At 70.3% G+C, this 25,403-nt stretch carries 18 protein-coding genes; 7 read left to right on the top strand and 11 right to left on the bottom strand.

Going from position 1 to position 25,403, the window contains the following annotated elements:
• Nucleotides 1-13: 13 nt before the first annotated feature.
• The 4 genes from CAP_RS10290 to CAP_RS10305 all read right to left on the bottom strand — a co-directional run bounded on the left by CAP_RS10290 (nt 14) and on the right by CAP_RS10305 (nt 4,737).
• Nucleotides 14-1,246: a PP2C family protein-serine/threonine phosphatase gene (locus CAP_RS10290; RefSeq protein ID WP_044239180.1), complete on the bottom strand. Its 1,233-nt coding sequence runs from the start codon at nt 1,244-1,246 to the stop codon at nt 14-16.
• A 17-nt stretch (nt 1,247-1,263) separates the two neighbouring features.
• The gene (locus CAP_RS10295) at nt 1,264-2,283 is read right to left on the bottom strand and encodes a hypothetical protein (protein WP_231511285.1); all 1,020 of its coding nucleotides are present in this window, start codon (nt 2,281-2,283) and stop codon (nt 1,264-1,266) included.
• A 143-nt stretch (nt 2,284-2,426) separates the two neighbouring features.
• On the bottom strand, nt 2,427-3,605 hold the full coding sequence (locus CAP_RS10300; protein WP_044239182.1) for a vWA domain-containing protein: 1,179 nt from the start codon (nt 3,603-3,605) through the stop codon (nt 2,427-2,429).
• 184 nt (nt 3,606-3,789) lie between these two features.
• Nucleotides 3,790-4,737: a tRNA1(Val) (adenine(37)-N6)-methyltransferase gene (locus CAP_RS10305; RefSeq protein ID WP_044239183.1), complete on the bottom strand. Its 948-nt coding sequence runs from the start codon at nt 4,735-4,737 to the stop codon at nt 3,790-3,792.
• A 95-nt stretch (nt 4,738-4,832) separates the two neighbouring features.
• Here CAP_RS10305 and CAP_RS10310 point away from each other — a divergent pair, with 95 nt between their 5' ends.
• Nucleotides 4,833-5,429, top strand: coding sequence for a GNAT family N-acetyltransferase (locus tag CAP_RS10310; RefSeq protein WP_044239185.1), 597 nt, complete (start codon nt 4,833-4,835; stop codon nt 5,427-5,429).
• A 3-nt stretch (nt 5,430-5,432) separates the two neighbouring features.
• Here CAP_RS10310 and CAP_RS10315 read toward each other — a convergent pair whose 3' ends face one another.
• The 6 genes from CAP_RS10315 to CAP_RS10340 all read right to left on the bottom strand — a co-directional run bounded on the left by CAP_RS10315 (nt 5,433) and on the right by CAP_RS10340 (nt 15,926).
• Nucleotides 5,433-7,412 (bottom strand): hybrid sensor histidine kinase/response regulator, encoded by a 1,980-nt coding sequence (locus CAP_RS10315; RefSeq protein WP_044239188.1) that lies wholly within the window; start codon nt 7,410-7,412, stop codon nt 5,433-5,435.
• Between the two features lie 2 nt (nt 7,413-7,414).
• Nucleotides 7,415-9,445 carry a hybrid sensor histidine kinase/response regulator gene (locus CAP_RS10320; RefSeq protein ID WP_044239190.1) on the bottom strand — a complete coding sequence of 677 codons (2,031 nt, stop codon included), beginning with the start codon at nt 9,443-9,445 and terminating at the stop codon, nt 7,415-7,417.
• A complete protein-coding gene (locus CAP_RS10325) occupies nt 9,442-10,293 on the bottom strand; it encodes a hypothetical protein (protein ID WP_044239192.1) in 852 nt (283 codons plus the stop codon). Before CAP_RS10325 ends, CAP_RS10320 begins: the two co-directional genes overlap by 4 nt.
• The gene (locus CAP_RS44205; RefSeq protein WP_052374707.1) at nt 10,290-11,069 is read right to left on the bottom strand and encodes a hypothetical protein; all 780 of its coding nucleotides are present in this window, start codon (nt 11,067-11,069) and stop codon (nt 10,290-10,292) included. Before CAP_RS44205 ends, CAP_RS10325 begins: the two co-directional genes overlap by 4 nt.
• Nucleotides 11,070-11,846: a cobalamin B12-binding domain-containing protein gene (locus CAP_RS10335; RefSeq protein ID WP_063748668.1), complete on the bottom strand. Its 777-nt coding sequence runs from the start codon at nt 11,844-11,846 to the stop codon at nt 11,070-11,072. It lies immediately after the preceding gene.
• Between the two features lie 153 nt (nt 11,847-11,999).
• Nucleotides 12,000-15,926 carry a serine/threonine-protein kinase gene (locus tag CAP_RS10340; RefSeq protein WP_044239194.1) on the bottom strand — a complete coding sequence of 1,309 codons (3,927 nt, stop codon included), beginning with the start codon at nt 15,924-15,926 and terminating at the stop codon, nt 12,000-12,002.
• 174 nt (nt 15,927-16,100) lie between these two features.
• On the opposite strand from CAP_RS10340, the gene CAP_RS10345 reads away from it, so the two are divergent.
• Entirely contained in the window at nt 16,101-16,799 is a 699-nt protein-coding gene (locus CAP_RS10345; protein WP_044239196.1) for an HAD family hydrolase, read from the top strand.
• A gap of 93 nt (nt 16,800-16,892) precedes the next feature.
• Here CAP_RS10345 and CAP_RS10350 read toward each other — a convergent pair whose 3' ends face one another.
• Nucleotides 16,893-17,573, bottom strand: coding sequence for an RNA polymerase sigma factor (locus CAP_RS10350; protein WP_231511286.1), 681 nt, complete (start codon nt 17,571-17,573; stop codon nt 16,893-16,895).
• A gap of 265 nt (nt 17,574-17,838) precedes the next feature.
• Between CAP_RS10350 and CAP_RS10355 the strand changes: the two genes are divergently transcribed.
• The 5 genes from CAP_RS10355 (at nt 17,839) to CAP_RS10375 (ending at nt 25,396) form a co-directional block, all read left to right on the top strand.
• Nucleotides 17,839-19,122, top strand: coding sequence for an adenylosuccinate synthase (locus CAP_RS10355; protein WP_044239200.1), 1,284 nt, complete (start codon nt 17,839-17,841; stop codon nt 19,120-19,122).
• A gap of 235 nt (nt 19,123-19,357) precedes the next feature.
• Complete coding sequence (locus CAP_RS10360; protein ID WP_044239202.1) at nt 19,358-21,505, top strand: type VI secretion system Vgr family protein; 2,148 nt, start codon at nt 19,358-19,360, stop codon at nt 21,503-21,505.
• 19 nt (nt 21,506-21,524) lie between these two features.
• Nucleotides 21,525-22,781: a TIGR02270 family protein gene (locus CAP_RS10365; RefSeq protein ID WP_044239204.1), complete on the top strand. Its 1,257-nt coding sequence runs from the start codon at nt 21,525-21,527 to the stop codon at nt 22,779-22,781.
• A gap of 62 nt (nt 22,782-22,843) precedes the next feature.
• Nucleotides 22,844-23,581 (top strand): phosphatase PAP2 family protein, encoded by a 738-nt coding sequence (locus tag CAP_RS10370; protein ID WP_052374710.1) that lies wholly within the window; start codon nt 22,844-22,846, stop codon nt 23,579-23,581.
• A gap of 192 nt (nt 23,582-23,773) precedes the next feature.
• A complete protein-coding gene (locus tag CAP_RS10375; RefSeq protein ID WP_044239206.1) occupies nt 23,774-25,396 on the top strand; it encodes a VPA1262 family N-terminal domain-containing protein in 1,623 nt (540 codons plus the stop codon).
• Nucleotides 25,397-25,403: the final 7 nt, after the last annotated feature.

Consider the following 25,403-nt stretch of genomic DNA (forward strand, 5'->3'; position numbering starts at 1 on the left):
CCCTCCCGGCTGTCTACTGCACGGCAGCGACGACCAGCGTGACGTCATCATCGAGCGCGCGCCCGCCACGGTAATCGGCAATGGCCGTCACGATGGTATCCCGGATCCGCTCGGGCCCGGTGGAGGCCACCTCCTGGAACAGCGCGCGCAGGCGCTTGTCCGTGAATGGCTCCTGCGCCTCGTTCTCGCACTCCGTGATGCCGTCGGTGAACCACAGGAGCGCGTCGCCCGTCTGGAGCTGGACCGTCTGCGCCTGGTAGTCGGCGTTCCCCGAGGCGCCGAGCGGCGAGCCCTGGGCCGGGATCTGCCGCACCGACCCCTTCCGCGCGATGTAGGGGAAGGGGTGCCCGGCGTTGGCGATGGTCATCGTCCGGTTCGTCGGATCGAAGATCGACGCCGTGCACGTCATCAGGAACTTCTGCTTCGCGGCCTCGTAGATCGAGCAGTTCATGATCCGGAGGAGCTGGGTGACCGTGAGCCGCTCCGAGGAGAACGTGCGCGCCAGATCGCAGGCTGCCTTTGCCGCGCCCGTGATGATGGCCGAGGAGATCCCGTGGCCGGTCACGTCGCCGATCACCGTGAGCACCCGCTCGCCAGGCAGATCGTGCACGGCCCACCAGTCGCCCCCACACTCGGCCGCCGGCTGGAAATGCCCGGCGATCCGCAGGAAGGAGCGATCGTGGACATCCTCGCTGGGGACCAGCATCTGCTGCACGGCGCGCGCGACTTCGAGCTGCTTCTTGAGCGACGCCTTCTCGGCCGTGTCGTAGAGGAGCTGCACCAGCCGGTCGGCGAGGTGCAGGAAGTTCACCCGGATGTCGTTGATGACCTCGCTGGAGTCGCCGCTGCTCGCCGACATGGCGGAGCTGACCGCCAGGATCTCCCCGAGCTTGGCGGCGAACTGCCGCTTGGCCACGGTGATGGTGCCCGTCAGCTCGTGGGTGCTCGTGGGCTCGGGCCGGGTGCTGGCCACGTCGTGGAAGACGTTGAGCGCGTCGCCCACCGCGGTGATCACCCCCTTGAGCCGGTCCCGCTCCGCCGCGAGCTGCTGATGGAGCTGGCTCATCTCGGTGGTACTCAGCTCGAGTGAGCGGGTAAGCAGGCTCCGGTCCTCGGCGACGTGCCGGTAGTGATCGCTGATCCTGGCCAGCGCCTTCTGCCAGGTCTCCCGGTCCGGCGGCTCGTCGAGATCGACGATGCCGAGACGCTTGAGCTGTCGCACCAGGAGCGGGTCAGTCTCGCTCATGAATCCCCCTCACCGGGCTACCCTGCGCTCTGCTCGTCGGCCGGGGCCGCCGAGGCTTGCCGCTCGAAGAAGTGGACGGAAGCGGGCAGCGAGCGGAACTCCCGCGGGTTCACGTCGAGGTCGTAGAAGGACGTGACGAACGTCGAGCTGCTCGGGGTCACGTCGACGAGCAGCACCGCCCCCGCGGTGTAGATCTTCAGCATGCCGAGCCCTGCGCCTCCGCGCGAGGTGTCGAGCACCTGCTCGGCGCCACCGCTCCCCTCGCGGGCGCTCAGCCCGCGGGTGATGCCCTCGAACACGTCGTGCCGCCGCAGCCGGCCGAAGGGATCGTGGGCCTGGAGCGCGATGCGCTCACCATCCGTGCCGAGCCGCAGCGTGGGGATCTCGCTGTCGTCGAGCACGATGTTCTGACGGCGATCGTGCGAGTAGCGCGGCCTCCCCCTGCGGTCGACGGGCGCGTCATACATCGCGTTCATGAGCAGCTCGTGCGCGAGCTCCCCGAGCCGCTCCGCGATCCGCGCCTGGGCGCCCGCCCTGCTCGCCCAGTGACACACCTCGCTCACCGCGCGATCCCGCTCCTCGCTGGAGCGCGGCCGCCACTTCACGACCGTGGCGCCCCAGGAGAGCATGTCGGAGAGCCGGGGCGGCGAAGCCTGGGGGTTCAGGATCCGGCGCACCGAGAGGGCGATCTCCCAGGGCCTCGGCATCGACTCGAAGCTCGGCCACCCGATCACGCTGGAGAGCCGTGGCTCTTGCAGCGCCGCCCGCAGCACGGCCGCCGTGTTCCCCGAGGTCCACACCACCAGGTTCAGGCTCGTGTAGCGCTCTGCAGCCCACTCCAGCGCGAGATCCAGATCGGCGGCGTCGCATCCGAGCAGGAGCGGGCGCTTGCTGAGCACCTTGTGAAGCTCGGCCGGATCGTCCACGCACGGGATCTCCATGAGGCCGCTGGCGGCGCACATGACCCGCGCGATCCGCTGACCGACCACGCGGTTCCGCTCCAGGATCGCGATGTTTGCCTTCCGGGGTTCGCTCAACGTGGGAGCTCGATACGAAGATCGATCGGCAGCTCTGTCAAGGGTCGGGGCAGCAAACCCCTGGATCGCGCCCGTGGAAATGAGCGCGATCCAGCGTCATCAAGCGCCTCGGGCCGACGCGCGTCGGCGGCGCGACGGACCGATCAAGCCGGCTGGGTGTCGCACCCGACCACGATGCGGATGCTGCCCGTGTTGTCGGACTGCACGGCCGAGCACGTGGTGGGGCACAGGGTGATCGTGGTGGGGTCGTTCGGGTTGTCGTACCACCAGCCGCCTGCCGCGGTGCAGGCGTCGGCACCGGTGACCTGCCCGATGATCGTCTCCACGCCGCCCTCGGTCGTGTAGACCACGTTGATCTGGTCCGGGTTGACCTCCTGGCCCATCGAGGCCTGCGGCATCTGGAAGTCGCACGCGAGCTGGCTGCCCTGGATGGCCTGGAGCGCCACCAGGAGATCCTCCTCGGCGTTGGCGCCCGCGCCGATGAAGATGCCCGCGCTCGTCCCGCCCCGCTCGGCGATGAGGTTCATCAGGTTCTCCTCCGAACCCTCCAGGCCCACGGCGTACGTGTACACCCCGGAGTTCGTGAAGGCGTCCCCGGCCACGTTGGCGATGGCGTTGCTGTTCTCGTTGCAGCCGTTCGGCTCACCGTCGGTCACCAGGATGACCACGGCCTTCTCGGTCGGGTTGGCCGCGACATAGCTCGAGGCCCACTGCGTCGCGCCCGAGAGCGCGGCGTGGATGGGGGTGTCTCCCCCGTTCGGGTCCTCGTTGAGGATGGCGCTCACCAGCGCCTGTTCCTGCGTGTCCGTCGGCGCGGGCTCGGAGCTCAGGGGGGCCGCCTCCACGACGGGCTGGGCGCAGACGTTGACGTTGCAGCTATTGCCGTTGCACTGGCCGTTCGGGAAGAAGCGGAGCGCGACGCGCAGCCCGCCAGCTTCCGGAGACTCGAGGAAGGCGCGCAGCGCGGCGGTCGAGTCGTCCCACTTGTCGTTGTTGTCCATCGAGCCCGACTTGTCGAACATGATGATCATGTTGAGGGGCACGAGGGTCGCCTCGTCGCTGGCCGTCGCGCACTCCGAGAAGCCGGTGCCCGTCGAGGTGGTCGAGCCGGTGTTCGTGGGGTTGATGATGATCCCGCCACCCTGACCACCCTCGCCGTTGCCGGCACCTTGCCCGCTGCCAGCGCCGGAGCCGGTGTCCTGGAAGGAGCCACCATCTCCGGAGCTGCCGCAGGCCACCCCGATCGCCGCCGTGGCGCCGAGAAGGAGGGCAATGCTCACGGTGCGGGTCGACAAGCTACGGACGAACGAGGTGCGCTTCATGACCGCATCTTACCGCAAGCTCTATGCCGTACGGAAAGACACGATTGCGCGATGTCCTTCGCATGGTCCCCGGTCTGCCATGGACCGCAGATGATCCAGACATCGGATCCTTTTGCGACCAGGTCACGGGTGACTCGCCTGCGCGCCTGGAACACCGTCGCCTTCCACACTCACGGCACGCCGCTCAGAACACTGGAATCCCCATGGCGCGCCGCAGCGCATTGAACGTGTCCGTGAAGCGCCCGTCCGCGCCGCGGATGACGAGCGGCGTCGCCTCCTCGAAGCCCCTCGTCTCTCCAGCGCCGTGCGCGTCTCCAGCGCCGTGCGCGCCGCGCGCGCCCTGCGCCGGTCGCCGTGCCGCATAGACCGAGAAGAGGGGCGCCTTGCCCTCGCGGGGGATGGCGTCCATCCACACCTCCAGCGCGAGCCCCGAGGCCTCTGCCGAGCGCACCACCCGGTCCCGCTGCCGCGCTGCCGAGCACCCCACGAACACCCCTCGGGGCGCGAGGAACTGCGCCGCCGCCTCGAAGTACACCTCGACGCCACCACGGTGCTCGAAGCGGCACGGCGCGCACTGCACCCGCGACGACTCGATCCCCGTGCCCGGTGGCAGGTATGGCGGGGTCCCCGTCACCAGGTCCGCCGGACCGAGCCCCTCCAGGCTCACCGGCTCACGCATGTCCCCGTGACGCACGTCGACGCGCCCTTCCAGCCCGTTCCACGCCACCGAACGCCGCGCCAGGCCAGCGCTCACCTCCTGCGCCTCCACGCCGGTGCACCTCGCCTCCGGGAACCGCCACGCCGTGCACAGGAGCACCGTCCCGATGCCGCACCCGAGGTCCACGGTCCGCCGCGGCGGGTCCCCACCGCACTGCTCTGCCGCGAACCACGCCGTCACCAGATCGTCTGCGGACCACCGGTGCCCATCCACCCGCTGCAGGATCCGGAAATCGCCGGCGAGGTAGCACAGGTCCTCTCCGGCGCCGGGCCAGACCTCGGGCCTGTCGGCGGGTGTCACCGGCCTCGGACCTGGCGCCTTCCACCCCGCCGGTCGCCGGGCGGGGCGCACGATCCCGCCGGTGCTCAGGACCCCAGCCGCCGCATCGGGAGCAACATCACGGGCAACATCCATCACCCGGCAGCCTTACCACACGGCGGCCTTCGCCGCGTCACGGAGGCCTGATCCAGTTGCCGCGTGCGCGTGTCCCGGTGCAGGCTCGACAGACCATGGAGCCTCGACCGATCCTGCTGGAGGGACTGCACGTCCGCCTTGAGCCGCTCACCCTCGCCCATGCCGCCGACCTCTTCGACGCCCTCTGCCGCGACGTCGTGGTCTGGCAGTGGCTCACCACCGAGCCCCCCCAGACGTTGCCAGAGATGCAGGCGTACATCGTTCAGCGCCTGGCCGGGCAGGATGCCGGCAAGGAGGTCTGCTTCACGCAGGTCTCCCGCGCCGAGGGGCGCGCGGTCGGGGTGACGACGTACCTCGACCTGCGCCTGCACGACCAGGGCCTGGAGATCGGTGGCACCTGGATCGGCCGCCCCTGGCAGCGCACGGCCATCAACACCGAAGCCAAGCTCCTCCTGCTCCGCCATGCCTTCGAGGATCTCGGCGCGCTCCGGGTCCAGCTCAAGACCGACGAGCGCAACCACCAGTCCCAGGCCGCCATCGCGCGGCTCGGCGCGGTGCGCGAGGGCGTCCTGCGGCGTTACCAGCGCACCCGTGGCGGCGTCCAGAGGAACACCGTGATGTTCAGCATCACCGCCGAGGAGTGGGGCGCAGTGAAGGTCGGACTCGAAGCACGCCTGCGCGCTCGCACCTGAAGCTCAAGCGCTGGGCTGGCCGTCCGCCCTCGGGCGCAAGGCGAGCGCCTGACGCTCGATCGCCTCGGCGAGGTGGGTGGGGTTCACGGGCTTGACGAGGTGCTCGTCGAAGCCGGCGTCCTTCGCGCGACGCCTGTCTTCCTCGCGGCCGTACCCGGTGACGGCGATGAGCGCGATGTTCCTGCCCGCCCCTTCCGCGCGGAGCCGCGACGCGACCTCGTAGCCATCCATGGCGGGGAGGCCGATGTCGATGAGCGCCACGTCCGGCTTCATCGTGAGCGCCATCTCCAGGCCGGTCACGCCGTCGCTCGCCGTCTCCACCTGATGCCCCCAGAGCTCAAGAAGGTTCTGGACCAGCTCCAGCGCGTCCGGGTTGTCCTCCACGACGAGCACCCGCAGGCGCCCCGAAGGCAGCCGCTCCGGCTGGGAGTTCTCCGCGGCGGGCGCCGCCTTGAGCGCTGGCAGCATGACCCGGAACTCCGAGCCTTTCCCCCGGCCCTCGCTCTGGGCCCGGATGGTCCCCCCGTGGAGCTGCGCCAGGCCGCGGGCCATGGTCAGGCCGATGCCCAGCCCTCCGGTGGACCTGGCGAGCGAGACATCCTCCTGCGCGAAGAGGTCGAAGATCGCCTCGAGCTGGTCGGCGGCGATGCCCACCCCCGTGTCGCGCACCCGGATCGCGGCGTAGCTTTTTCCGTCGTGCGCCTCCTCCCGCTCCACCGACAGCCAGATGCGCCCCCCGGTGTCGGTGTACTTCGCGGCGTTGTTGAGGAGGTTCACCAGGATCTGCTCGATCCGCAGGGTGTCTCCCTCGATCCACATCGGCTCGGGGGGCAGGGTCACCGTGAGCTGGTGGCGGCGCGAGTCGATGAGCAGCCGGCAGGTACCCACGGCACGCTCCACGATCTCGGCAAGATCGAGCGACTCCTGCTTGAGCAAGATCTTGCCCCGCGTGATGCGGGAGACGTCCAGCAGGTCGTCGACGAGCCGGGCCAGATGGCTCGTCTGCCGGCTGATGGTCGCGCGCAGCCTGACGTTCTGCGGATCCTGGGAACCGATCCGGTTCTGGATGTGCACCGCCGTGCTGATCGCGTTCAGCGGGTTGCGCAGCTCGTGGGCCAGCATCGCCAGGAACTCGTCCTTGCGCCGGTCTGCCTCGGCCAGGTGCTCGGCGCGCTGGCGTCGCTCCTCGTCGAGACGCTTGTGCTCCGACACATCGTTGAAAATGAGCACGAGCCCGCGCGCCCCATGCGCATAGAGCACGGGATCGGCCGTGATCTGGAACCACCGATCCCCGATGGCGGCCTCCATGCTCTGACGCTCCTCACTCCCCAGCGTCATCCCCAGCCCCTTCGTCGAGCGGGTGGGGAGCAGCATCCCCAGCACGGCCTCGGCAGTCCGACCGCCCATGCTGGCGAGGAGGAGCGCGTCTGCGCCCCCCTTCTCATCGACGGCGTGCGGAGCGAACCGCTCGACCAGATCGGCGAAGGCCCGGTTGTGGCGCCGCAGGCGGCCATCGGCGCCGAACAGGCACACCCCGTCGCTGATCCCGTCGAACGTCGCCTCCCAGTCGTTGGCGGCGCTGCGCGCGGCCTCCTCGGCCCGGCGCGCCCGGAGCAACGAGCGCACGGTGGCGATCAACTCGATCGCCTCGAAGGGCTGCGTCAGGTAGCTGTCGGCGCCCCCCTCGAGCCCCTGCACCCGTCGCTCGCTGGTCACGAACGTCGCCGAGGTCTGGAGCACCGGGATCGTGGCGGTCTGCGCGTTCGCCTTGAGGAGCCGACACACCTCGTAGCCGCTGATGTCGGGGAGCTTGATATCGAGGACGACGAGGTCGGGCCCCGTGGCGGCGAGCCGGAGCGCCTCTTCCCCGTTCTGCGCTTCGATGACGGAGAACCCCGCACCGGTCAGGATTTTCTTGATGAGATACCGCGTGGTCTCGTCATCGTTGACGTTGAGAACGACGGGGCGCTTCGCTTCGGACATCCCTACGGCTCCTTCACCGCTTTGACTGCTGGCCCGATGCCCGCGTTGGTCAGGGCGTCACGGATGCGCGCGATGGCAAGCTCGCGCGAGAGGCTGTGCTTCGAGAGGATGGCCGCGGTCTCTTTCTTGAGCCGCTCCCGCTCGCCTTCTTCGAGGCTCTTCGAGGTGTGCACGATGACGGGGATGGAGCGTGTCCGCGGGTCCTTCTTCAGCTCGTCGAGCACGTCGAAGGCGGTCATGTCGCCGAGCAGGAAGTCGAGGAAGATGACCTGGGGCCGCTCCCGCCGCGCCACCTCGACGCCTTGCTCGCCGTTCATGGCTTCGATGACCACGTAGGGCGTCCCGGAGAGCATGCGCCGCACCAGGTAGCGGGCCACCTCGTCGTCGTCGATGACCAGGACCCGCTCGACGGGGCCGGTGCGCGCCAGGGCCTTGAGCCGCCTGAGGAGCCAGGCCCGCTCGAAGGGCTTCACGCAGAACTCGTCGGCGCCGAGCGCCCGCGCCTTCTCCTCGCGGTTGGTGACCGTGACGACCAGCGCCGGGATGTCTCGCGTCGCCTCGTTCGCCTTCAGCTCCTCCAGGAAGTTCCACGAGGTCTCGCCCTCGAGCATGATGTCGAGCACCACGGCCGAGGGCCGCACGCGCTCCATCGCCCTCCTGGCGTCCTCGATCGACCGCGCCGGGACCACCTGGAAGCCCGACCCCTCCAGGTACTTCTCGTAGAGGAACAGCGTCTGCCGATCGTCCTCCACCACGAGCACGGGGGCGCGCGTCGGGTCGAGCCGCTCGCTCCGCGCCACCATCTCGTCGAGGGCCTTCGCTTCCGGGTGCACGCGGGGGATGATCAGCGAGAAGGTCGACCCCTTCCCGACGGTGCTCTGCAGGGACACGCTCCCCCCGAGCGTCTCGCCGATCTTCACGCAGAGCGCGAGCCCGAGCCCGGTGCCCTTCACCTTGCGCTGGAGCGGCGAGTCGATCTGGATGAACTCCTCGAAGACGTGGTGCTGATCCTCGGGCGCGATGCCGATGCCGGTGTCCGCCACCGAGAAGACGATGGTGTCGCTCGGCCCTTCGTGCGCCCGGAGCCGCACCTCGCCGCGCTCGGTGAACTTCAGCGCGTTCGAGAGGAAGTTCCGGAGCACCTGGGCGACCTTGCTCTCGTCGGTGTCGAGCTTCGGGAGCGCGGAGGCGTCCTCGATGACGAGCTGGACGCCCTCGGGCGCGAGGGGCCGGAGCATGCCGCGCAGGGCGACGAAGATGTCGCTGGCGTCGAACTTCGCGATCCGCAGGCCGACCTTGCCGGCCTCCATCTTCGAGAGGTCGAGCAGATCGTTCACCAGCTCGGAGAGCGTCTCCGCCGCGCGGCGGATGAACTTGAGCTGCTTGTCTTGCTCCTCGTTCAGCTCCCCGTCCGTGCGATCGAGCAGGAGCCGCGACAGGCCCAGGATGGAGTTCAGCGGCGTGCGGAACTCGTGGCTGACGTTGGCCACCATGCGTGCCTTGACCTCGGAGGCGCGCCGCAGCGAGTCCTGCTTCTCGTCGAGCTCCGCGTGCAGCGCCACCACCCCGCGGTTCGAGTCGTCGAGCTCCCGCCCGAGCCGGAGCAGCTCCTCGTGCCGCCGGAGCAGCTCCCGCTGCTGACGCTCCGTCTCGCGGTAGAGCCCCGCGAGCTCGCTCATGGTGGCCGACACCTGCCCGAGCGCCTCGGCGTAATCCTGCGGGACGAGGCTCGCCACGAGCGCGATCTCCTCTCCCTCGCAGCTCGTCCGCACGGCCAACGTCGTCGGCGTGCCGTCCACCACCAGCGCCAGCTCCCAGCCGGAGACCGCGCGCACGCGCGACTCCGCGATCAGGAAGTCGACCTTCTCCTCCGCGCCCGGGGCCGAGAGCTGCCGGAGGAGCACCCCGGGCTCTGCCCCGAGGAGCCGCTTCGCGCGCGCATCGGCGAACACGATGCAGCCCTCATGATCGCAGATGAGCTCCAGCTCGCGGCTGAGCGCCCCGAAGCGCTTCGCGCGTTCCTCCTGGGTCATGGTGAGCCGAGCAGGCGTGCGATGTTCGGGGACGATTGCGGGGGCGATTTCAGGAGCGGCGTGGCCGGATCCGGCGCCGAGGAAGCAGGAGCGCTGGTGGGTGCCTCGGGCGCCACGGGTACCTCAGGCGCCTCGCCCATCGTCAGCAGGGCTGGAAACAAGGTCTCGGCAATGTACCGTGCAGCCCAGCCCTCGCCAAACAGCTTCGCCAGCATGCGGAGCCCTTTGTCGTGCTCCCTGTGTGCTGCCGCATATCCCTCGACCGCACGGGCTGTACCGAGGCGGTGCTGCGGCGCGGGCGCCGACGCCGTGCACAGGGACACGTGGACCCGCACGAGGTCGTCGCAGGCTGATGCTGCCCTTGCCAGGTCTGCGCCGGCGACCCGGGTGTAGAGCGCGAACGGGGAGAACCACGCGGTGCACCACGCGGGCAGCGCCCCTCCCGGGGGCAGCGTCGAGGAGCGCGCTGCGCAAGCCGCGTCGAGGGGAGCGAGCTGCGCCTCCCTCTCCTTCCCCGGCGGCAGCGTGGGCGACAGATCGGCCACGAGCATCAGCGTGTCGCCCAGCATCACCAGATCCACCCCCAGGATCGGCAGCGGATGATCGACGCAGGGCGTGCACAGCATGTTGCCGATCGCCAGGCCCTCTCCCGTGATCTCCACGAAGCGCGCGTAGTGAAGCGGCTGTCCCCGGTAGGCCCGCGTCTCCAGGGTCACCGCTCGACCCCGGTAGGTCCCCACGGCGTGCGTCGCCTCCGGGTCGAGCTGCAGCGGACGCAGCCCGAGCGCTTCCACGAGGCCTCCCTCGGCGCGCCTCACCAGCGCTTTCAGGGAGGACGCGTCGATCATGTCGCGCGTGCCGCTTCCAGCGCGTCGTGAGCGCCCCGCGCGTCCCCCGCGCCCTGCGCGCCCTGCCGGATCCGACCGCGCGCCGCGTCCACGACCTCTGCGGCGAGCGCGCGCCCCGGTGCACCCTCGGGAAGCAGCGCGAGCGAGGCCTCGATCGCATCGAGCCTCCCTTCGAGCAAGGCGGGCGGCGCTCCCCGGGCCCCCAGGTAGTCCGCCGCGAACAGCAGGTGGTCCCCGAAGAGCTCCGGCCTGTCGCGCGCGATCGCGTCGATGAGGTACGAGAGCAGCGTGCCCGCCCCTGCGATCCCCTCGGGCGCCTGGCGCTCGTCGGCTGCGCCCTCCTGCGCCTTCACCTGCGCCCTCACCTGCGCCTCCATCGCCTCCGCCGCGTCCTGCACCTCGCGCGCCGCACCCTCCGGATACCGGAGCGCCTCGACCGCCGCCTTCAGGTACGCCACCGCGGCTTCGGAGCCCTCCACCGCGCTCCCGACCTTCGCGCCGATGCGCTCGAAGTTCTCCACGAGGTGGGCCGTGCACATCCCCCGCGACGTGAGCAGGGTCTGCAGCCAGCGCGCGTAGGCGCAGAGCGTCTCCGGCGTCCCGCTGCGCAGCGCCTCCACCAGATAGCGCACGTGGTAGTGCCCATCCTCGTGCGAGAAGCGGCGTCCCCGCTCCCCGTAGCGGGCCTCCCAGAACGGGTCCCGGTACATCTCCGCGAGCGCCTCCTCGGCGAGCTGCGCGGCGCGTCCTTCGATGCGATCGGCCAGATCCAGCATTCAACCCCCCGCTTGGCCGGGAGACCCCGACGGCGTGCGCCCCTGCGCTCCCCCGCCGCGCCCCGGCATCCCTGTCTTCCGCTTCACCCGCAAGATCGTGCACACCTGCTCGACCATCCCTTTCGCGTCCTTCGCGGCGGGCGGCACGCCGAGCTGAACTTCGATGCCGGGCGTCCATGCCACGGCCCTTCCTCCGGCCAGGAGGGGCACCGTCGGACCGAGCGACTCCCGCAGGCGCGCCACTGCGCGCCGCAGCGACTGCAGGTGGAACGAGAGCGATGCCGACAGCGCCACCAGGTCCGGCCGCATCTCCAGGGCCAGGGTGACCAGGTGATCGGTCGGCACGTTGGCCCCGAGGAGCTTCACCTCGAACCCCTCGGCTTCCAGCAGGTCGGCGAGGATGCGCACCCCCATCTCGTGCTGCTCACCCTCCACGCAGGCGAGGAGCACCCGCTTGCCATTCGACGGCGCGCGCGGCAGGTGCCGGTAGAGGTGCGAGAGCACGAGCTGACTCACCGCCGTCGCCAGGTGCTCCTGCGCGATGGAGATCTGGTTCTCCTGCCAGAGCCGCCCGATCTCGTACTGCGCTTCCTGGATCACCTGGAGGTGGATGTCCCGCACGCTCATGCCCTGCTTCAGACACTGCTCGACCACCTGCACGGCCCGGCTGCGTTCACCTGCGAGGATCGCCTTCAGGTAACTGGCCGTGGGCGCCGTGGAGGCGGGGGGAGCCGCGAAAGCTGGGGGAGCTGTGGAGGGAGGAGCGACGATGGTCACTCCTCAGGCTCGATCTTCGTGGCGTTCTGGACAACAAGGACGGGCCTTGCTTGCACACGAGGAGAGCCTGACGCGTCTCAGGGCCCCCCCGATGCTCTCAGCGTCTCATGCGCCCTTTCCCGACACTCTGCACCTTCAGAGGGTACGCAGTACCTAGCGGGAGGCTACGTCTCGCTCCTGGGACCACAGCGTCGCCAGCGCGAACGTCTTCGCGTGCTCCGGTACCTCTTCACAGAAGCTCTGCCGCCGCCCTGGATCCTGGATCCGCTGGGCCCGCTCCAGCAGCCGATCCATCGCCAGCCCCACGGCGTCCCGCGCCGCGCCCCGGTGTCCCGCTGCCCGGAGGGCCTCGGCGTACGTCAGCCGGATCAGCGCCTCGCTCTCCTCCGTCCCGCCCAGTGACCCGAGCAGCGACAGCGCCTCCCGCGCGAGCACCAGCGCCTCCATCCCCCGCCCCAGATCGAGCAGCCCCCGCGCCCTCACCGCGAGCGCCATCGCCCGCAGCGTCGGGACGAAGGCCAGCGTCTCCACGGCCGCCTCCGCCTCTGCCTCTGCTGCCGCCGGGTCGCCGAGGCGCGAGAGCACCTGGGCCAGGTAGGCGCGTGACCGCCCCTCTTGCCGCCGGTTCTCCTGGGTCAGGAACGCCTCGATCGCCTCGAGCAGCACCGCCCGCGCCGAGCCCAGGTTGCCCAGGTGCAGCCAGCACAGCCCCAGGTTCTGCTTCGCGAACGTCGCCACGTTGTGGAGGCTCATCCGCTCCGCCTCCCCCAGCGCCTCCTTCAGCGCCGTCTCCGCGCGCCCGTACATCCCGAGCTGGATCAGGCAGTGCGCCGCGTTCACCCGGTTCAGGCAGGCGTTGCGCAGATCCCCCGCGTGCAGGAACCAGGGGATGCTCCGCTCCGTGCATTCGAGCGACTCGGCGGGGTCCCCGTGACAGAGCGCCCGCGACGCCCGGAGCGCGAAGAGCCGCGCCGCCACCATGGCGTCGCTCTTGTCGAGCGGCGCCGCCACCTGCGAGAGCTGCTCGATCAGATCCTGGGCTGGCGCGTGCAGCCCCGCGTGCAGGAGCGACGCTGCCACCCGCGCCAGCGCGCTCACGCTCTGGCCGCTCGCGTCTGCTGGCAGCCCGAGCGCCCGCAGCTCGTCCGCCAGATCGGCGAGCCTGTCGTTCCGGCCGAGCCTCACCCGCATCGACGCCGCCTCGGCGGCCGCCGCGTACCAGAGCGCGCTCCCCGGCGGGAAGTGCTGCATCGCCGTCTCCGCGCACCGCTCCGCCTCGGCGGCCTCTCCCAGCCACTTGTGCGCCTCGGCCTGGATGAGCCGCATCGCCGCCAGCATCTCCCCTTCGGCGCTCGACGCCCCGCGACCGGCCCGGGTGATGGCCCCCCGGAAGTCGTTCGCCTCCAGCGCCTGCTCCGCCGAGCGCCGGAACCACACCACCGCCCGCTCGACGTCACCGCCGCGCTCGTAGTGCTCGGCCAGGAGCGCTGCGTCCTGCTCCCCGGCCCCCTCCAGCCACTCCCCGGCCAGCCGGTGCCCCAGCGTCCGGTCTCCCTCCGTCAGCGTCGCGTAGGCCGCCTCCCGCACCAGCGCGTGCCGGAAGTTGTACTCCTCCTGCCCCTTGAACTTCCCCTCGCCGCGCCGCGCGATCAGCTCCCGGTCCACCAGCACCGACAGCCAGTCCCCGATCCGCGCCGCCTCCTCGGGCCCCCCGAGCAGCGCCGACACCCCGCCTCGCCAGAAGAGCTGCCCGAACACGCTCGCCGCGCGCAGCACCCGCCGCGCCTCCGGGTCCAGCGCTTCGAGCCGCGCCTGCACCATCGCCAGCACCGTCTCCGGCAGGATCTCCGTCCTGCCCGCGGCCGCCGCCCGGATCAGCTCCTCCAGGTAGAAAGCGTTGCCCCCGGCGCGCTCCACGAGCCGCGTCACCACCGACGCCGGCACCTCCTCGCCGAGCACCTCCCGCACCAGCTTCTCCGCGCCGCGCCGCCCGATCTCCCGCAGCCGGATCTCCTGCAGCCCCCGCTCCGCCCACAGCCGCGGGAACACCGTCTCCACCTCGGGCCGCGCCATCGCCAGCACCATCAGCGGCTGCTCCCGCAGCCCCCGCAGCGCCCCGTCGAGCAGCTTCACGGTGGGCAGGTCGCCCCACTGCAGGTCCTCCAGCACGATCAGCACCGGCTGCGCCTGGCACTCCGCGTGGAGGAAATCCTCCCACGCCCGCCGCACCTGATCGCCCATCAGCACCGCGTCGCCGCGCGCCGACCGAAGCTCCACGCTCGCCTCGTCCGGGAAGCGCACCCCCGCGATCTCCCCGAGGAACACCGTGACCCGCGTCAGGTCCTCCGGCTCCACGTGCCGCGCCACGCGCGCCCGGAGCCGCTGCTGGGCCAGCTCCGGCGCCTCGCCCCCGGTCAGGCCCGCCTCCCGCCGCAGGATCTGGCCGAGCATCCGGTAGGGCGACCCTGCGCTCATCGGGTCGCCGTAGCCGAGCCACACCTGCACCCGATCCTGCCGCTCCCGCACCTGGCGGAGCAGCTCGTAGCGCAGCCGGCTCTTGCCCACCCCGGCCGGCGCGCTCACCAGCACCGCCCGCGCCGTCGGCTCCTCGCAGCACTGGTCGAGCACCGCCTTCAGCATGCCCATCTCGTGGTCGCGCCCCACGAACGGCGTTTGCCGCCCGAGCAGCGTCCGCGACGCCTCCACCTGATCGCGCTCGGCCTGGAGGAGGAGCCCCCCTGCGTCGCCCTCCACGTCGAAGCGCGCGTCGAGCAGCCCCGCCATCACGTCGTCGAGCCGGATCGTGTCCACCTGCGCGCGATCGAGCAGCCGCACTGCCCGCTCGATGGTCGCCCCCATGGGCACCCGCTCCACGTGCGTCCCCCTTCCGGCGACGAGCGCGATCCGCACCCCCTCGACGAACCCCCGCACCTCCAGCGCGCACCGCGCCGCCCGCGCCGCGTGATCCGTCGCGACGCCCGGCCCCTCCACCGTGATCAGGGTGAGCCCATCGGCGAGCGTCTGCCGGCGCCCGTGGAACCGCGACGCGATGCGCCCCAGCGCCTCCCCCGGCACCGCCCGCGCCTCGCCCCCCGGCGAGAACCCCATGGGCAGCGTCGACGGCAGCGTCATCGGCATGGTCGGCTGGTACGCCGGCTCCACCGCGTCCGGGAGCCGCGCCAGCATCAGGCAGAAGATCCGCCGCTCCCCCGTGGTCAGCGCCACCGACGTCCGGCTCACCACCGCCGGTGGAGAGCTGCCGATCTCCCCGAGCCCCGACAGCTCGTCCGCGACCACGCCCCCCTCGGCCGGCCTCCCTGCGCGATCCTTGGAGAGCATCCGCGCCACGAGGCTGTCGAGCGCCTCCGGGATGTCCTGGCGGATCTCCCGCAGCCGTGGCGCCTCTTCGAGGACCACCTTGAGCAGCGCCGCGTGCATGTCTTCCCCCGCGAACGGCGGCCTGCCCGTGAGGCAGTGGAACAGCACGCACCCGAGCGCGAACACGTCGGCCCGCGCGTCGATCTCCTTCTCGCCGCGCGCCTGCTCGGGTGACATGTAGAACGGCGTCCCCACCACGACCCCGGTCATGGTCAGCGGGTCGAGCCCCGCGTGCCGCGCGATGCCGAAGTCGAGCACCTTCACCCGGTCGGTGGACCGGTCGACGAGGTGCAGGTTGCTCGGCTTGAGGTCCCGGTGCACCACGCCGCACCGGTGCGCCTCTGCCAGCGCCTCCGAGACGCGCAGCCCGAGGTGCACGCTCTCGGCCACGGTCAGCCCCCGCCGCCGGAGCCGCTCCCCGAGGCTCTCTCCCTCCAGCCACTCCAGCGCCAGCCATGGCTCGCCTGCCGGCGTCGTGCCGTGGGCGATGTACTTGACGATGCCCGGGTGCCGCAGCTCTGCCAGCACCTGCGACTCACGCAGGAACCGCTCCACGTGATCCAGGCCGCGTCCGGCCATCACCTTGAGCGCTGCCGCCTCTCCCGTGTGGCGATCGACCGCACGGTACACGGCCCCCATCCCGCCGCTGCCAGCGAGGCGCTCGATGAGGAAGCGGTCGGCCACGAGGTCCCCGGGCTTCATGGGGGCAGCCAGTATCGTAAAGCGGGGCCTGCATGGCTACCTTTCGGAAGTCCGTGGGCTGGATTGCAGCTTGGCGGTAACCCCCCCAGACCCGCATTTCAACTCTGAAATCCGCGCTTTACCCGGTGCACCCGCCCTTCCGCCCTGGCTGGGTTGGCCTTACGATCCAGCACGATGAACATTCCCGCTGCGGTGGTCTTCGACCTCGACGGTACGCTGATCGACAGTCGGGGAGACATCGTCGCGGCAGCAAATCACGCCCTCAGCGCCACGGGTCGGCGTCCGCTCCCCGCGCAGCTCATCGTCCGCTTCATCGGAGATGGCGCCCGCGCCCTGTGCGCCCGCGCCGCAGGACTGCCCGAGGCCTCCGAGGAGGTGGATCCCGTCCTCGCCGAGTTCCTGGCCTACTACCGGGCCCACCCCGTGGAGTTCACGCGCTGGATGCCCGGCGCCCACGAGGTCATCGAGCAGCTCACCGAGTGGGACGATCTGACCATCGCGCTCTGCACGAACAAGCCGCGCGCAGTCACCGACGCCGTGCTCTCCGCGCTCGGCGTGCGCTCCCGTTTCCGCGCCATCATCGCCGAGGGTGACCTCGCCGAGCGCAAGCCCTCGCCGGCCCCGCTGCAGTGGATCGCGCGTGTCCTCGGCCTCGACACGGCGCGCCTGGTGATGGTCGGCGACGGCCCCCAGGACATCGAGAGCGCCCGCCGCGCCGGCGCCCGCTCCGTGGGCCTGCTCAACGGCTACTCCACGCGCGAGCGCCTCGCCGAGGCCAAGCCCGACGTCCTCATCCCCACCCTGCTCGACCTCCGCGACGTGGTCCGCCGCTGGCGCGACGCCACCGTCCGCATCGTCAGCGTGGCGCGGTAGTACTGCGTACCCTGGATCAGGGGCTTGCGGCCCCTACGCTCCCGCTGGTCGCTACCCGTTGAGACGTCTCGCGGAGGAGCTGGGAGAAAGTGATCAGGCCGCGAGCTCGGCCGCGATCTCGCGACCCGCGGGGCTCTGGCTCAGGATCGCGCGGAGCCGCACCCGCGCCCGGTGCAGGCGCGACCGCACCGCGCTCTCGCTCACCGCGAGCTTGCGCGCGATCTCCTGCAGGCCGAGGTCCTCGTGGTAGTGCGCCATCACCACGTCGCGGTAGTCCTCCGGCAGCTCGCCGAGCGCCTCCCGCACGTGTGCCTCCCGCTCCGCGAGCGACGCCGCGTCGTCCTCGCTGGTGATGCTCCGGACCGTGGGCAGGACGCCGAGCTCCTCGAAGTCCAGCCCCTCGACCACCCGCGCCCGCTGCCGGCGCTGCGAGCGCATCAGCATCAGCGCCTCGTTCGCCGTCACCCGGAAGAGCCAGGTGGTGAAGCTCGAATCCCCCCGGAACGACCCCAGCGTGCGCACCACCTGCAGGAGGGTCGACTGCACCAGGTCGAGGCGGTCCTCCTCGGAGACTGGATAGCGCGCGAGCTGCCGCTCCACCTGGGGGCGAATGAGCCGCGTCAGCTCATCGAGAGCGCCCCGATTGCTGGTCTGTGCCCGCCGGATCACCTCCGCGAGCACTCCAGCAGGCAGCGTCCGGAGCGGCGTGGGGTCGGTGCGGCCCGACTTCGCGCCTACGCCTGCCGCATACATCGGAACGCCCTCACTCGTCATGTCATCCTCCATAGAAGAGGGCATCGCGTCTCGGGTACGCGCGCCCGCCTGGTGTGGTGCCTCCTCCAGCAAACTACTTGCCAACCAAACTCCGTTCCGGCTGAGCCGAAGTGCGCAGCGCGTGCTCATCGCGTGCACACCCCGAGGGGGTGGGCCGTGCGCACCGTGCCGATCCCGGGCTGCCTCACGTCGCAAAACCGCCCACGTCACATGGAGGCTCGCGTACAGGAGACTCCTGAGCTAAAGCCGGGCCACGGGAGCACGCATGACCGCCATCGTCGTCGTCGGTGCGCAGTGGGGGGATGAGGGCAAGGGCAAGGTCGTCGACCTCTACACGGAGAGCGCCGACGTCGTCGTGCGCTACGCCGGAGGTCCCAACGCCGGCCACACCCTGGTCGTGGGCGATGAGAAGATCATCGTCAGGCTGATCCCGAGCGGCGTCCTGCGCCCCCTGGCGCGCTGTGTCCTCGCCCAGGGCATGGTCATCGACCCTGGCGTCCTCGTCTCGGAGATCGACGCCCTGGAAGCGCGGGGCCACACCACCGCGGGCCGCCTCTTCGTCTCCGACAGGGCGCACCTCATCCTGCCTTTCCACCCCCTCATCGACGCCCTGCGCGAGGCCGCCGCCGACAGCAACCTCCGCATCGGCACCACGAAGCGCGGCATCGGCCCGTGTTACGAGGACAAGGCAGCCCGCCGCGGCGTCCGCGCCGGCGACCTGCGCAACCTGAAGCAGCTCGCCGCCGCCGCCGCGCGCTCCATCGAGGCCTGGACGCCCACCTTGCGCGCCCTCGGCGGTGAGCCCCCGCCCCTCGACGAGGTCATCGCCGCCCTCGAACCCCTCGCCGTCCGCATCGTCCCGCTCCTCACCGACACCTCCGCCCTCATCGACGCCGCCATCCACAAGGGCGAGCGCGTCATCCTCGAAGGCGCGCAGGGCACCCTCCTCGACCTCGACCACGGCACCTACCCCTTCGTCACCTCCTCGTCGGCCATCGCCGGGGGCGCCTGCGTCGGCGCCGGCATCGGCCCCACCCGCATCAAGCGCGTCGTCGGCCTCGCCAAGGCCTACTGCACCCGCGTCGGCGAGGGCCCCTTCCCCACCGAGCTGCACGACGCCACCGGCGAGAGCATCCGCACCATGGGCGGCGAGTTCGGCTCCGTCACCGGACGCCCCCGCCGCACTGGCTGGCTCGATCTCCCCGCCCTCCGCTACGCCGCCCGCGTCAACGGCCTCGACGGCATCGCCCTCACCAAGCTCGACGTCCTCACCGGCATCGCCGACCTCTCGGTCTGCGTCGCCTATGAGACCCCCACCGGCCAGTCCCTCGATTTCCCCATCGACGACCTCGCCTCCGCCCGTCCCATCTACAAGCGCGTCCACCCCTGGACCGACCCCATCGAGGGCGCGCGCTCCCTCCGCGACCTCCCCGCCGCCGCCCGCGACTACATCGACCTCATCGAGAAAGAGATCGGCGTCCCCATCGACGTGGTCTCCGTCGGCCCCGAACGCGACGCGACCATCATCCTCCGCAGCGCCTTCGGTTAACCCCCCCCAACGCCTCCGGCGTATCCCCAGCGCCTCCGGCGTACCTCCTCGGCGCATCCCCCCATCTGCGCCCTCCAGCCTGGATCCCCGCGGCCCCAGCACCCAGCGTGCGCGCTCCATCCCGGGGGCGTGAAAGTCCTGCACTCTCGGGTCTCCTGATAAGCGTAGTATTCCTCCCCACGCTCACGTCCACACTCACGCTTTGGCTGGGCCATCGCCGCGGGAAGGGGATCGCATGCACACGTTCCAGGTCGACGGAATCAGCGACGAGCTCCGTGTGGTGCGCTTCGATGGCCGCGAAGGACTCTCGCAGCTCTACGAGTTCGAGATCACCTTCGCCGCCGCCACCGACCTCGCCCTCGCCGACCTCGTGGGCAAACCTGCGGTCCTCACCTTCCGCGTCGGCGAAGACCCCCGTCACGTGCACGGCATCCTCGCCAGCCTCGAACAGGGTGACGAGGGCAAGAAGCTCACCTCCTACCGCGCCGTCCTCGTCCCCGAGGTCTGGCGCCTCCGTCACCGCCGCGACAGCCGCATCTTCCAGGAGCTCTCGGTCCCCGACATCCTCAAGAAGGTCCTGGGCGGCGCTGGCATCAACGACTTCCGCCTCTCCCTCAGCGGCACCTACGCCCCCCGCGAGTACTGCGTCCAGTACCGCGAGAGCGACTGGGACTTCATGAGCCGCCTCATGGAGGAAGAGGGCATCGCCACCTGGTTCGAGCACACCGAGGGCAGCCACGTCCTCATCCTCTCCGACAACCCCTCGGCCCACCCCGCCATCGCCGGCGAGTCCACCCTCGTCTTTCGCCCGCCGCTCGGCGCGCTGGTCAAGGGCGAGCACGTCTCTCGCCTGCACGTCGCCGAGCGCGTGCGCCCCGGCAAGGTCACCCTCCGCGACTACAATTTCAAGAAGCCGAGCCTCCTCCTCGAAGGCGTGGAGCAAGCCCCGCAGGACGACGACCTCGAGATCTACGACTACCCCGGCGAGTACGACGAGCCTGGCCATGGCCGCGCCTACGCCAAGATCCGCCTCGAAGAGATGCAGGTCGCCCGCCGCACCGGCGACGGCGAGAGCGCCTGCCCCCGCTTCGTCCCTGGAAACCGCTTCACCCTCGCCGAGCACCCCCGCGACGACTTCAACGCCGACTACCTCCTCGTCCGCGTCGACCACCACGGCAGCGAGCCCAACCCCGAGCAATCCGGCGGCGGCGCCCCCTACGGCAACCGCTTCCACCTCATCCCTGCCGACATCCCCTTCCGCCCCACGCGCGTCACCCCCCGCCCCACCGTGCGCGGCATCCAGACCGCCGTCGTCACTGGCCCTGCCGGCGAGGAGGTCCACACCGACGAACACGGCCGCATCAAGGTCCAGTTCCACTGGGACCGCCAGGGCAAGAAGGACGACAAGAGCTCCTGCTGGATGCGCGTCGCCCAGGCCTGGGCGGGCGGCGCCTGGGGCGCGGTCTTCCTCCCCCGCATCGGCCACGAGGTCGTCGTCGACTTCATCGAGGGCGACCCCGACCGCCCCCTCGTCGTCGGCAGCGTCTACCACGGCGCCAACGTCCCGCCTTACCCCCTCCCTGCCGAGAAGACCAAGAGCACCCTCAAGTCGAACAGCTCGAAGGGCGGCGGCGGCTCGAACGAGCTTCGCTTCGAGGACAAGAAGGGCCAGGAGGAGATCTTCCTCCACGGCCAGAAGGACTGGAACATCCTCATCGAGCACGACAAGACCCAGAAGGTCGTGCACGACGAGGCGCTCCTCGTCGGCCACGACCGCTCGAAGCGCGTCGACAACGACCAGAGCGAGTCCATCGGCGGCCACAAGAGCATCGAGGTCACGAAGACCCACACCGAGACCATCGGTGAGGACGCCTCCGTCAGCGTCGGCGGCAACCTCGACGAGTCCGTCGCCGGCAGCCACGACGAGCGCGTCGACGGCGACCAGTCCATCACCGTCGGCGGCGACCAGAGCGTCTCCGTCGGCAAATCCATGTCCCTCTCGGTCGGCGACAGCAAGAGCGAGTCCGTCGGGAAGTCCAGCTCCGAGACCGTCGGCAAGAGCAAGTCGACCAGCGTCGACGAGAACTACGCCATCACCGTCACCAAGGACATGACCATCACCGTCAGCAAGAACGCGAAGGACGAGGTCGGCGAGAAGAAGACCGTCATCGTCGGCAAGGAGCTGGCCATCCAGGTCGGCGACGCCCAGATCGTGATCAAGAAGAACGGCGACATCACCGTGCAGGGCAAGAACATCACCGTGAAGGCCAAGGGCCCCATCCAGGTCCAGGGCAAGAAGCTCGAGGTGAAGTCCGACGGCGAGGTCAACGTCCAGGCCTCCGGCAAGGTGAAGGTCAAGGGCAGCAACATCGGCATGAACTGAGGCGAGCCGCGCCCTGCCCATGACGCTCACGACCATCGAAGAAGACGTCTGCGAAGAGCACGCGCGCCAGGCCACCTTCCTCTGGCTCCTCCGCGACGCCGCCGTGCGCGACGCCGCCTACGACCTCACCGACCTCGCCGAGCTCGATGACCGCCTTGAAGCCCACCTCGACGGCCTCCGCCTCGCGGGCGACGTCGGCTGGGAGGCCTGCGCGTCCCTCCTCGCCGAGCCCGAGGGTGGCGAGATCTTCGCCGCCGCCGTCCTCGCCGTCGACCGCTGGGACCTGCGCGGCGTCGCCCGCGCCCTCGACCTCGGCGCTGGCGCCCCCGACCTCGCCCGCGGCTTCGCCTCCGCCCTCGGCTGGACCCCGCTCCCCCGCGTCAAGCGCCTCCTCCCTGGCCTCCTCGCCGCCCGCTGCCCCCCCGCGCTCCACTGGCTCGGCATCGCCGCCTGCGCCGCCCACCGCCACGACCCGGGCACCCCCCTCGGCTACGCCCTCTTCTCCGAGCACCCCACCCTCCGCGCCCGCGCCCTCCGCCTCGCCGGAGAACTCGGCCGCGCGAACCTCCTCCCCGACATCCAGCAAGCCCTCACCGCCGACAGCGACGTCGTCCGCTTCTGGGCCACCTGGTCCGCCGCCCTCCTCGGCGACCCCGCTGCCGCGCGCCCCCTCTTCCGCTTCGCCACCGCCGGCGGCCGCCACGCCGAGCGCGCCGCCGACCTCGCCATGCGCCGCATGGACCCTGCCGCCGCCGCCACCTGGCTCTACTCCCTGGCCAGCACGTCACCCGATCCCCGCGTCCCCCTCGCCGCCGCGAGCGCCCTTGGCGACCCCGCCCTCGTCCCCTGGCTCCTCGAACAGATGTCTTCCCCCGCCCTCGCGCGCCTCGCCGGCCTCGCCTTCACCCTCATCACCGGCCTCGACCTCGCCGCCGAGAAGCTCGACCAGAAGCCCCCCGAAGGCTTCCAGGCCGGCCCCACCGACGACCCCGCCGACGAGAACGTCTCCCTCGACCCCGACGAGAGCCTCCCGTTCCCCGACCCTGCCGCCCTCGCCGCCTGGTGGCGCACCCACGCCCCCCAGTTCAAGCGCGGCACCCGTCACCTCCTCGGCCACCCCCTCACCCCCGAGCACCTGGAGCGCGTCCTCCGCACCGCCTCCCAGCCTGCCCGCGCCGCCGCCGCCCTCGAACTCTCCATCCGCCACCGCGGCCGCCCCCTCTTCGAAATCCGCGCCCCCGGCCTCCAGCAAGCCCAGGCCCTCGCCGCGCGCTGACCGCGGCCCGGTCGCGCCAGGCGTGCTACGCCCCAGGTTCTTCCTCAGAGGAGCCGCGCCCCGTGGAGTCCCCCGCCCCCTCGCCGTCCGTGTCGTCTCCCCCGCGCCCCCAGATCCTGGAGCGCCTCCTCCAGCGCCTCCCCTTCGGCCAGATCAGCCTCTCCGCCTTTCTCGGCGCCGTGCTCATCGTCGGCACCACCTTCGGCTTCGCCTGGCTCGCTGACGAGGTCTTCGAGAACCAGTTCGCCACCGCCGACAACGCCGTCCTCCTCTGGATCCACGCCCATCAGGGACCGCGCGTCGACGCCCTGATGCACGCCTTCACCTTCCTCGGCGGCCCGCTCCCGATCACCCTCCTCCTCACCGGCGCCGGCCTCACGCTCCTCGCGCGCCGCCACTTCAGCGAAGCCTTCGGCGTCGCCCTCGCCGGCCTCGGCTGCGCCCTCATCAACAGCACCCTCAAGCACCTCTTCGCCCGCGCGCGCCCCTCCCTGTTCGACAGCCCCTTCCACCTCACCAGCTACAGCTTCCCGAGCGGCCACGCCATGGGCTCCACCGTCGGCTTCGGCATCCTCGCCTACCTCTTCTGCCGCCGCGTCCAGACCCCTCTCGGCCGCGCCGCTGCCGTGTCCACCGCGCTCCTCACCGTCATCTTCGTCGGCCTCTCCCGCATGTACTTCGGCGTGCACTTCCCCACCGACATCCTCGGCGGCTACCTCGCCGGCGCCCTCTGGCTCACCCTGTCCATCGTGATCCTCCGCTCCTCCGAGTGGTGGTACGCCCGCCGCGCCCGCGCCTGAGCTGCGTGAGTTCGCGCTCACCCGGGTGTACCTGCAACCGAGCCACGCAGGAGACAGCCACCACCGCAACGACGACAACCCGACGCTATTCGAAGTGCATCGTGCCGAGGCTGGACGCCTCGCTCCCATTCGCCTTCTGGCTTGCGCCTTACCTCTGAGAGGACCCAGCATGGAGCGCGGAGTGCGCATCCGATGGACATACACGAAGAATCTCCGGTGTTGCCCAGTCCTCTCGGGGGGCTGGAGGATGATTACCGGCACGCAGTCCTGCACCTCGCGTGGGATCTGAACACCAAGAGCAAGGAGCGGACGCTCCTCTTCAGCTTCGTGGAGTTGCTCCCCGCGGAGATTCCTTCCCCCATCGACGACTTTGAGCCACTCGCAGGCCATCGGCTTGGGAATGACAGTCAGCACCGGGTTTATGTGCGCCATGCAGTCACCACTGCCCGGCAGGCACTCGGCTGGTACCTGGATGCTCGTGCCGGCACGGCCGTGCTACCCGACGATGACGGAACGCTCCCCGCGACTGATAACCTCAGAGCGAAGCGCCTCAAGATCGCAACTCTAGGCGAAGAGCCGGCGTGGCCGGTGCTGGTCTCGAATTCCGATGACAGCGACATCCTTCCCTTCATTCCACAGTGGATCCACTGTCCACGTACGCACCATCTGCTGCCAATCGCGGCTTTCGCATTGGAACAGCTCTGGTCCGCGCAGGAGGCAGAGAAGGCATGGCATTGGCTGGAGGGGCGTCTGCATTTCGACTTGGGTAACTACCCGGAATACTGGGGTTCGGCGCACCTGATCGCGCCGAATCCACTGTACCGCAAGCTCAAGTCGCGCCTCCAGCGGCGGCAGCCTCCAGCCGAGTCCGTGCTTCTGAGGTTCCAGCCGAGGGCGGGCAAGTCCATCGAAGGATTGGAACTGATTTTCCATGAGAAAGAGCCCTGGGGCGTCACCACATCACGGCGTCTGAGTCTGCGGAGCCCGTTGGTGCGCATGAATCTCGACCGTGAGGTGAACAGCGTCACGAGAGACGTGTGGGATCCGCGCCGCGGATTTCTCGAAACAACAAACCATATCCATGTGTTTATCAAAGCCATTGATTCGGACATCGAGGTCACCCGTAGGGTGATGGTCCGAGGAGAGGGGCAATCCTACGAAGTGATGCGATCGCGCGTGGTCGGCCGGGTGGCCGTGGGCAGCACAACGAAAATTGCCGCAGTGCGCTCGCGGCTCCTCGACGCTCACTATGCCCGGCAGAAGCAGCGCACCGCCAAGACGCACGATCAACGATGGTTCCGGAATCAGAAGGAGGAGGCTCGTGCTCTGCTGCGTAGCCTATTCAGTGAGGCTAGAAGCCACGTTCTCGTTGTGGACCCTTACTTCGGGGCCAAGGAACTGGTTGAGTTCACCCTCGCAGTTGGCCGGTACGACGTCCCCATCCACATCCTAAGCTCCGCAGAGTTGCTCAAAAAGCCGGCCTTCCACGGCTGTACACTGGAGAAGGGCGATCAACTGCTAAACACGCTTGGTCAGACCTGCAAGCAGGAGCGCATGAACGCCTTCGAGATCCGCGTCATGACGGGCGACCGGCCCACGATTCATGACCGCTTCATTGCCTTCGACAGGCGCATCTGGCTCCTTGGCTCGTCGCTCAATGAGTTCGGCTCGCGGGGTACGATGATGCTGGCTCTCCCTGATCCGGACGCTGTGCGTGGCGACCTCCTCAGGGCGTGGGAGGAGGCCGCGTCGCTGGAAGCCTGGGTTGAACGCCGGCAGCAGAACCGCGAGAAGACGACGGGTGAAGAGGCGTGAGGGACTC

Origin of the sequence: Chondromyces apiculatus DSM 436, from assembly GCF_000601485.1 — a bacterium.
Classification (GTDB): domain Bacteria; phylum Myxococcota_A; class Polyangia; order Polyangiales; family Polyangiaceae; genus Chondromyces; species Chondromyces apiculatus.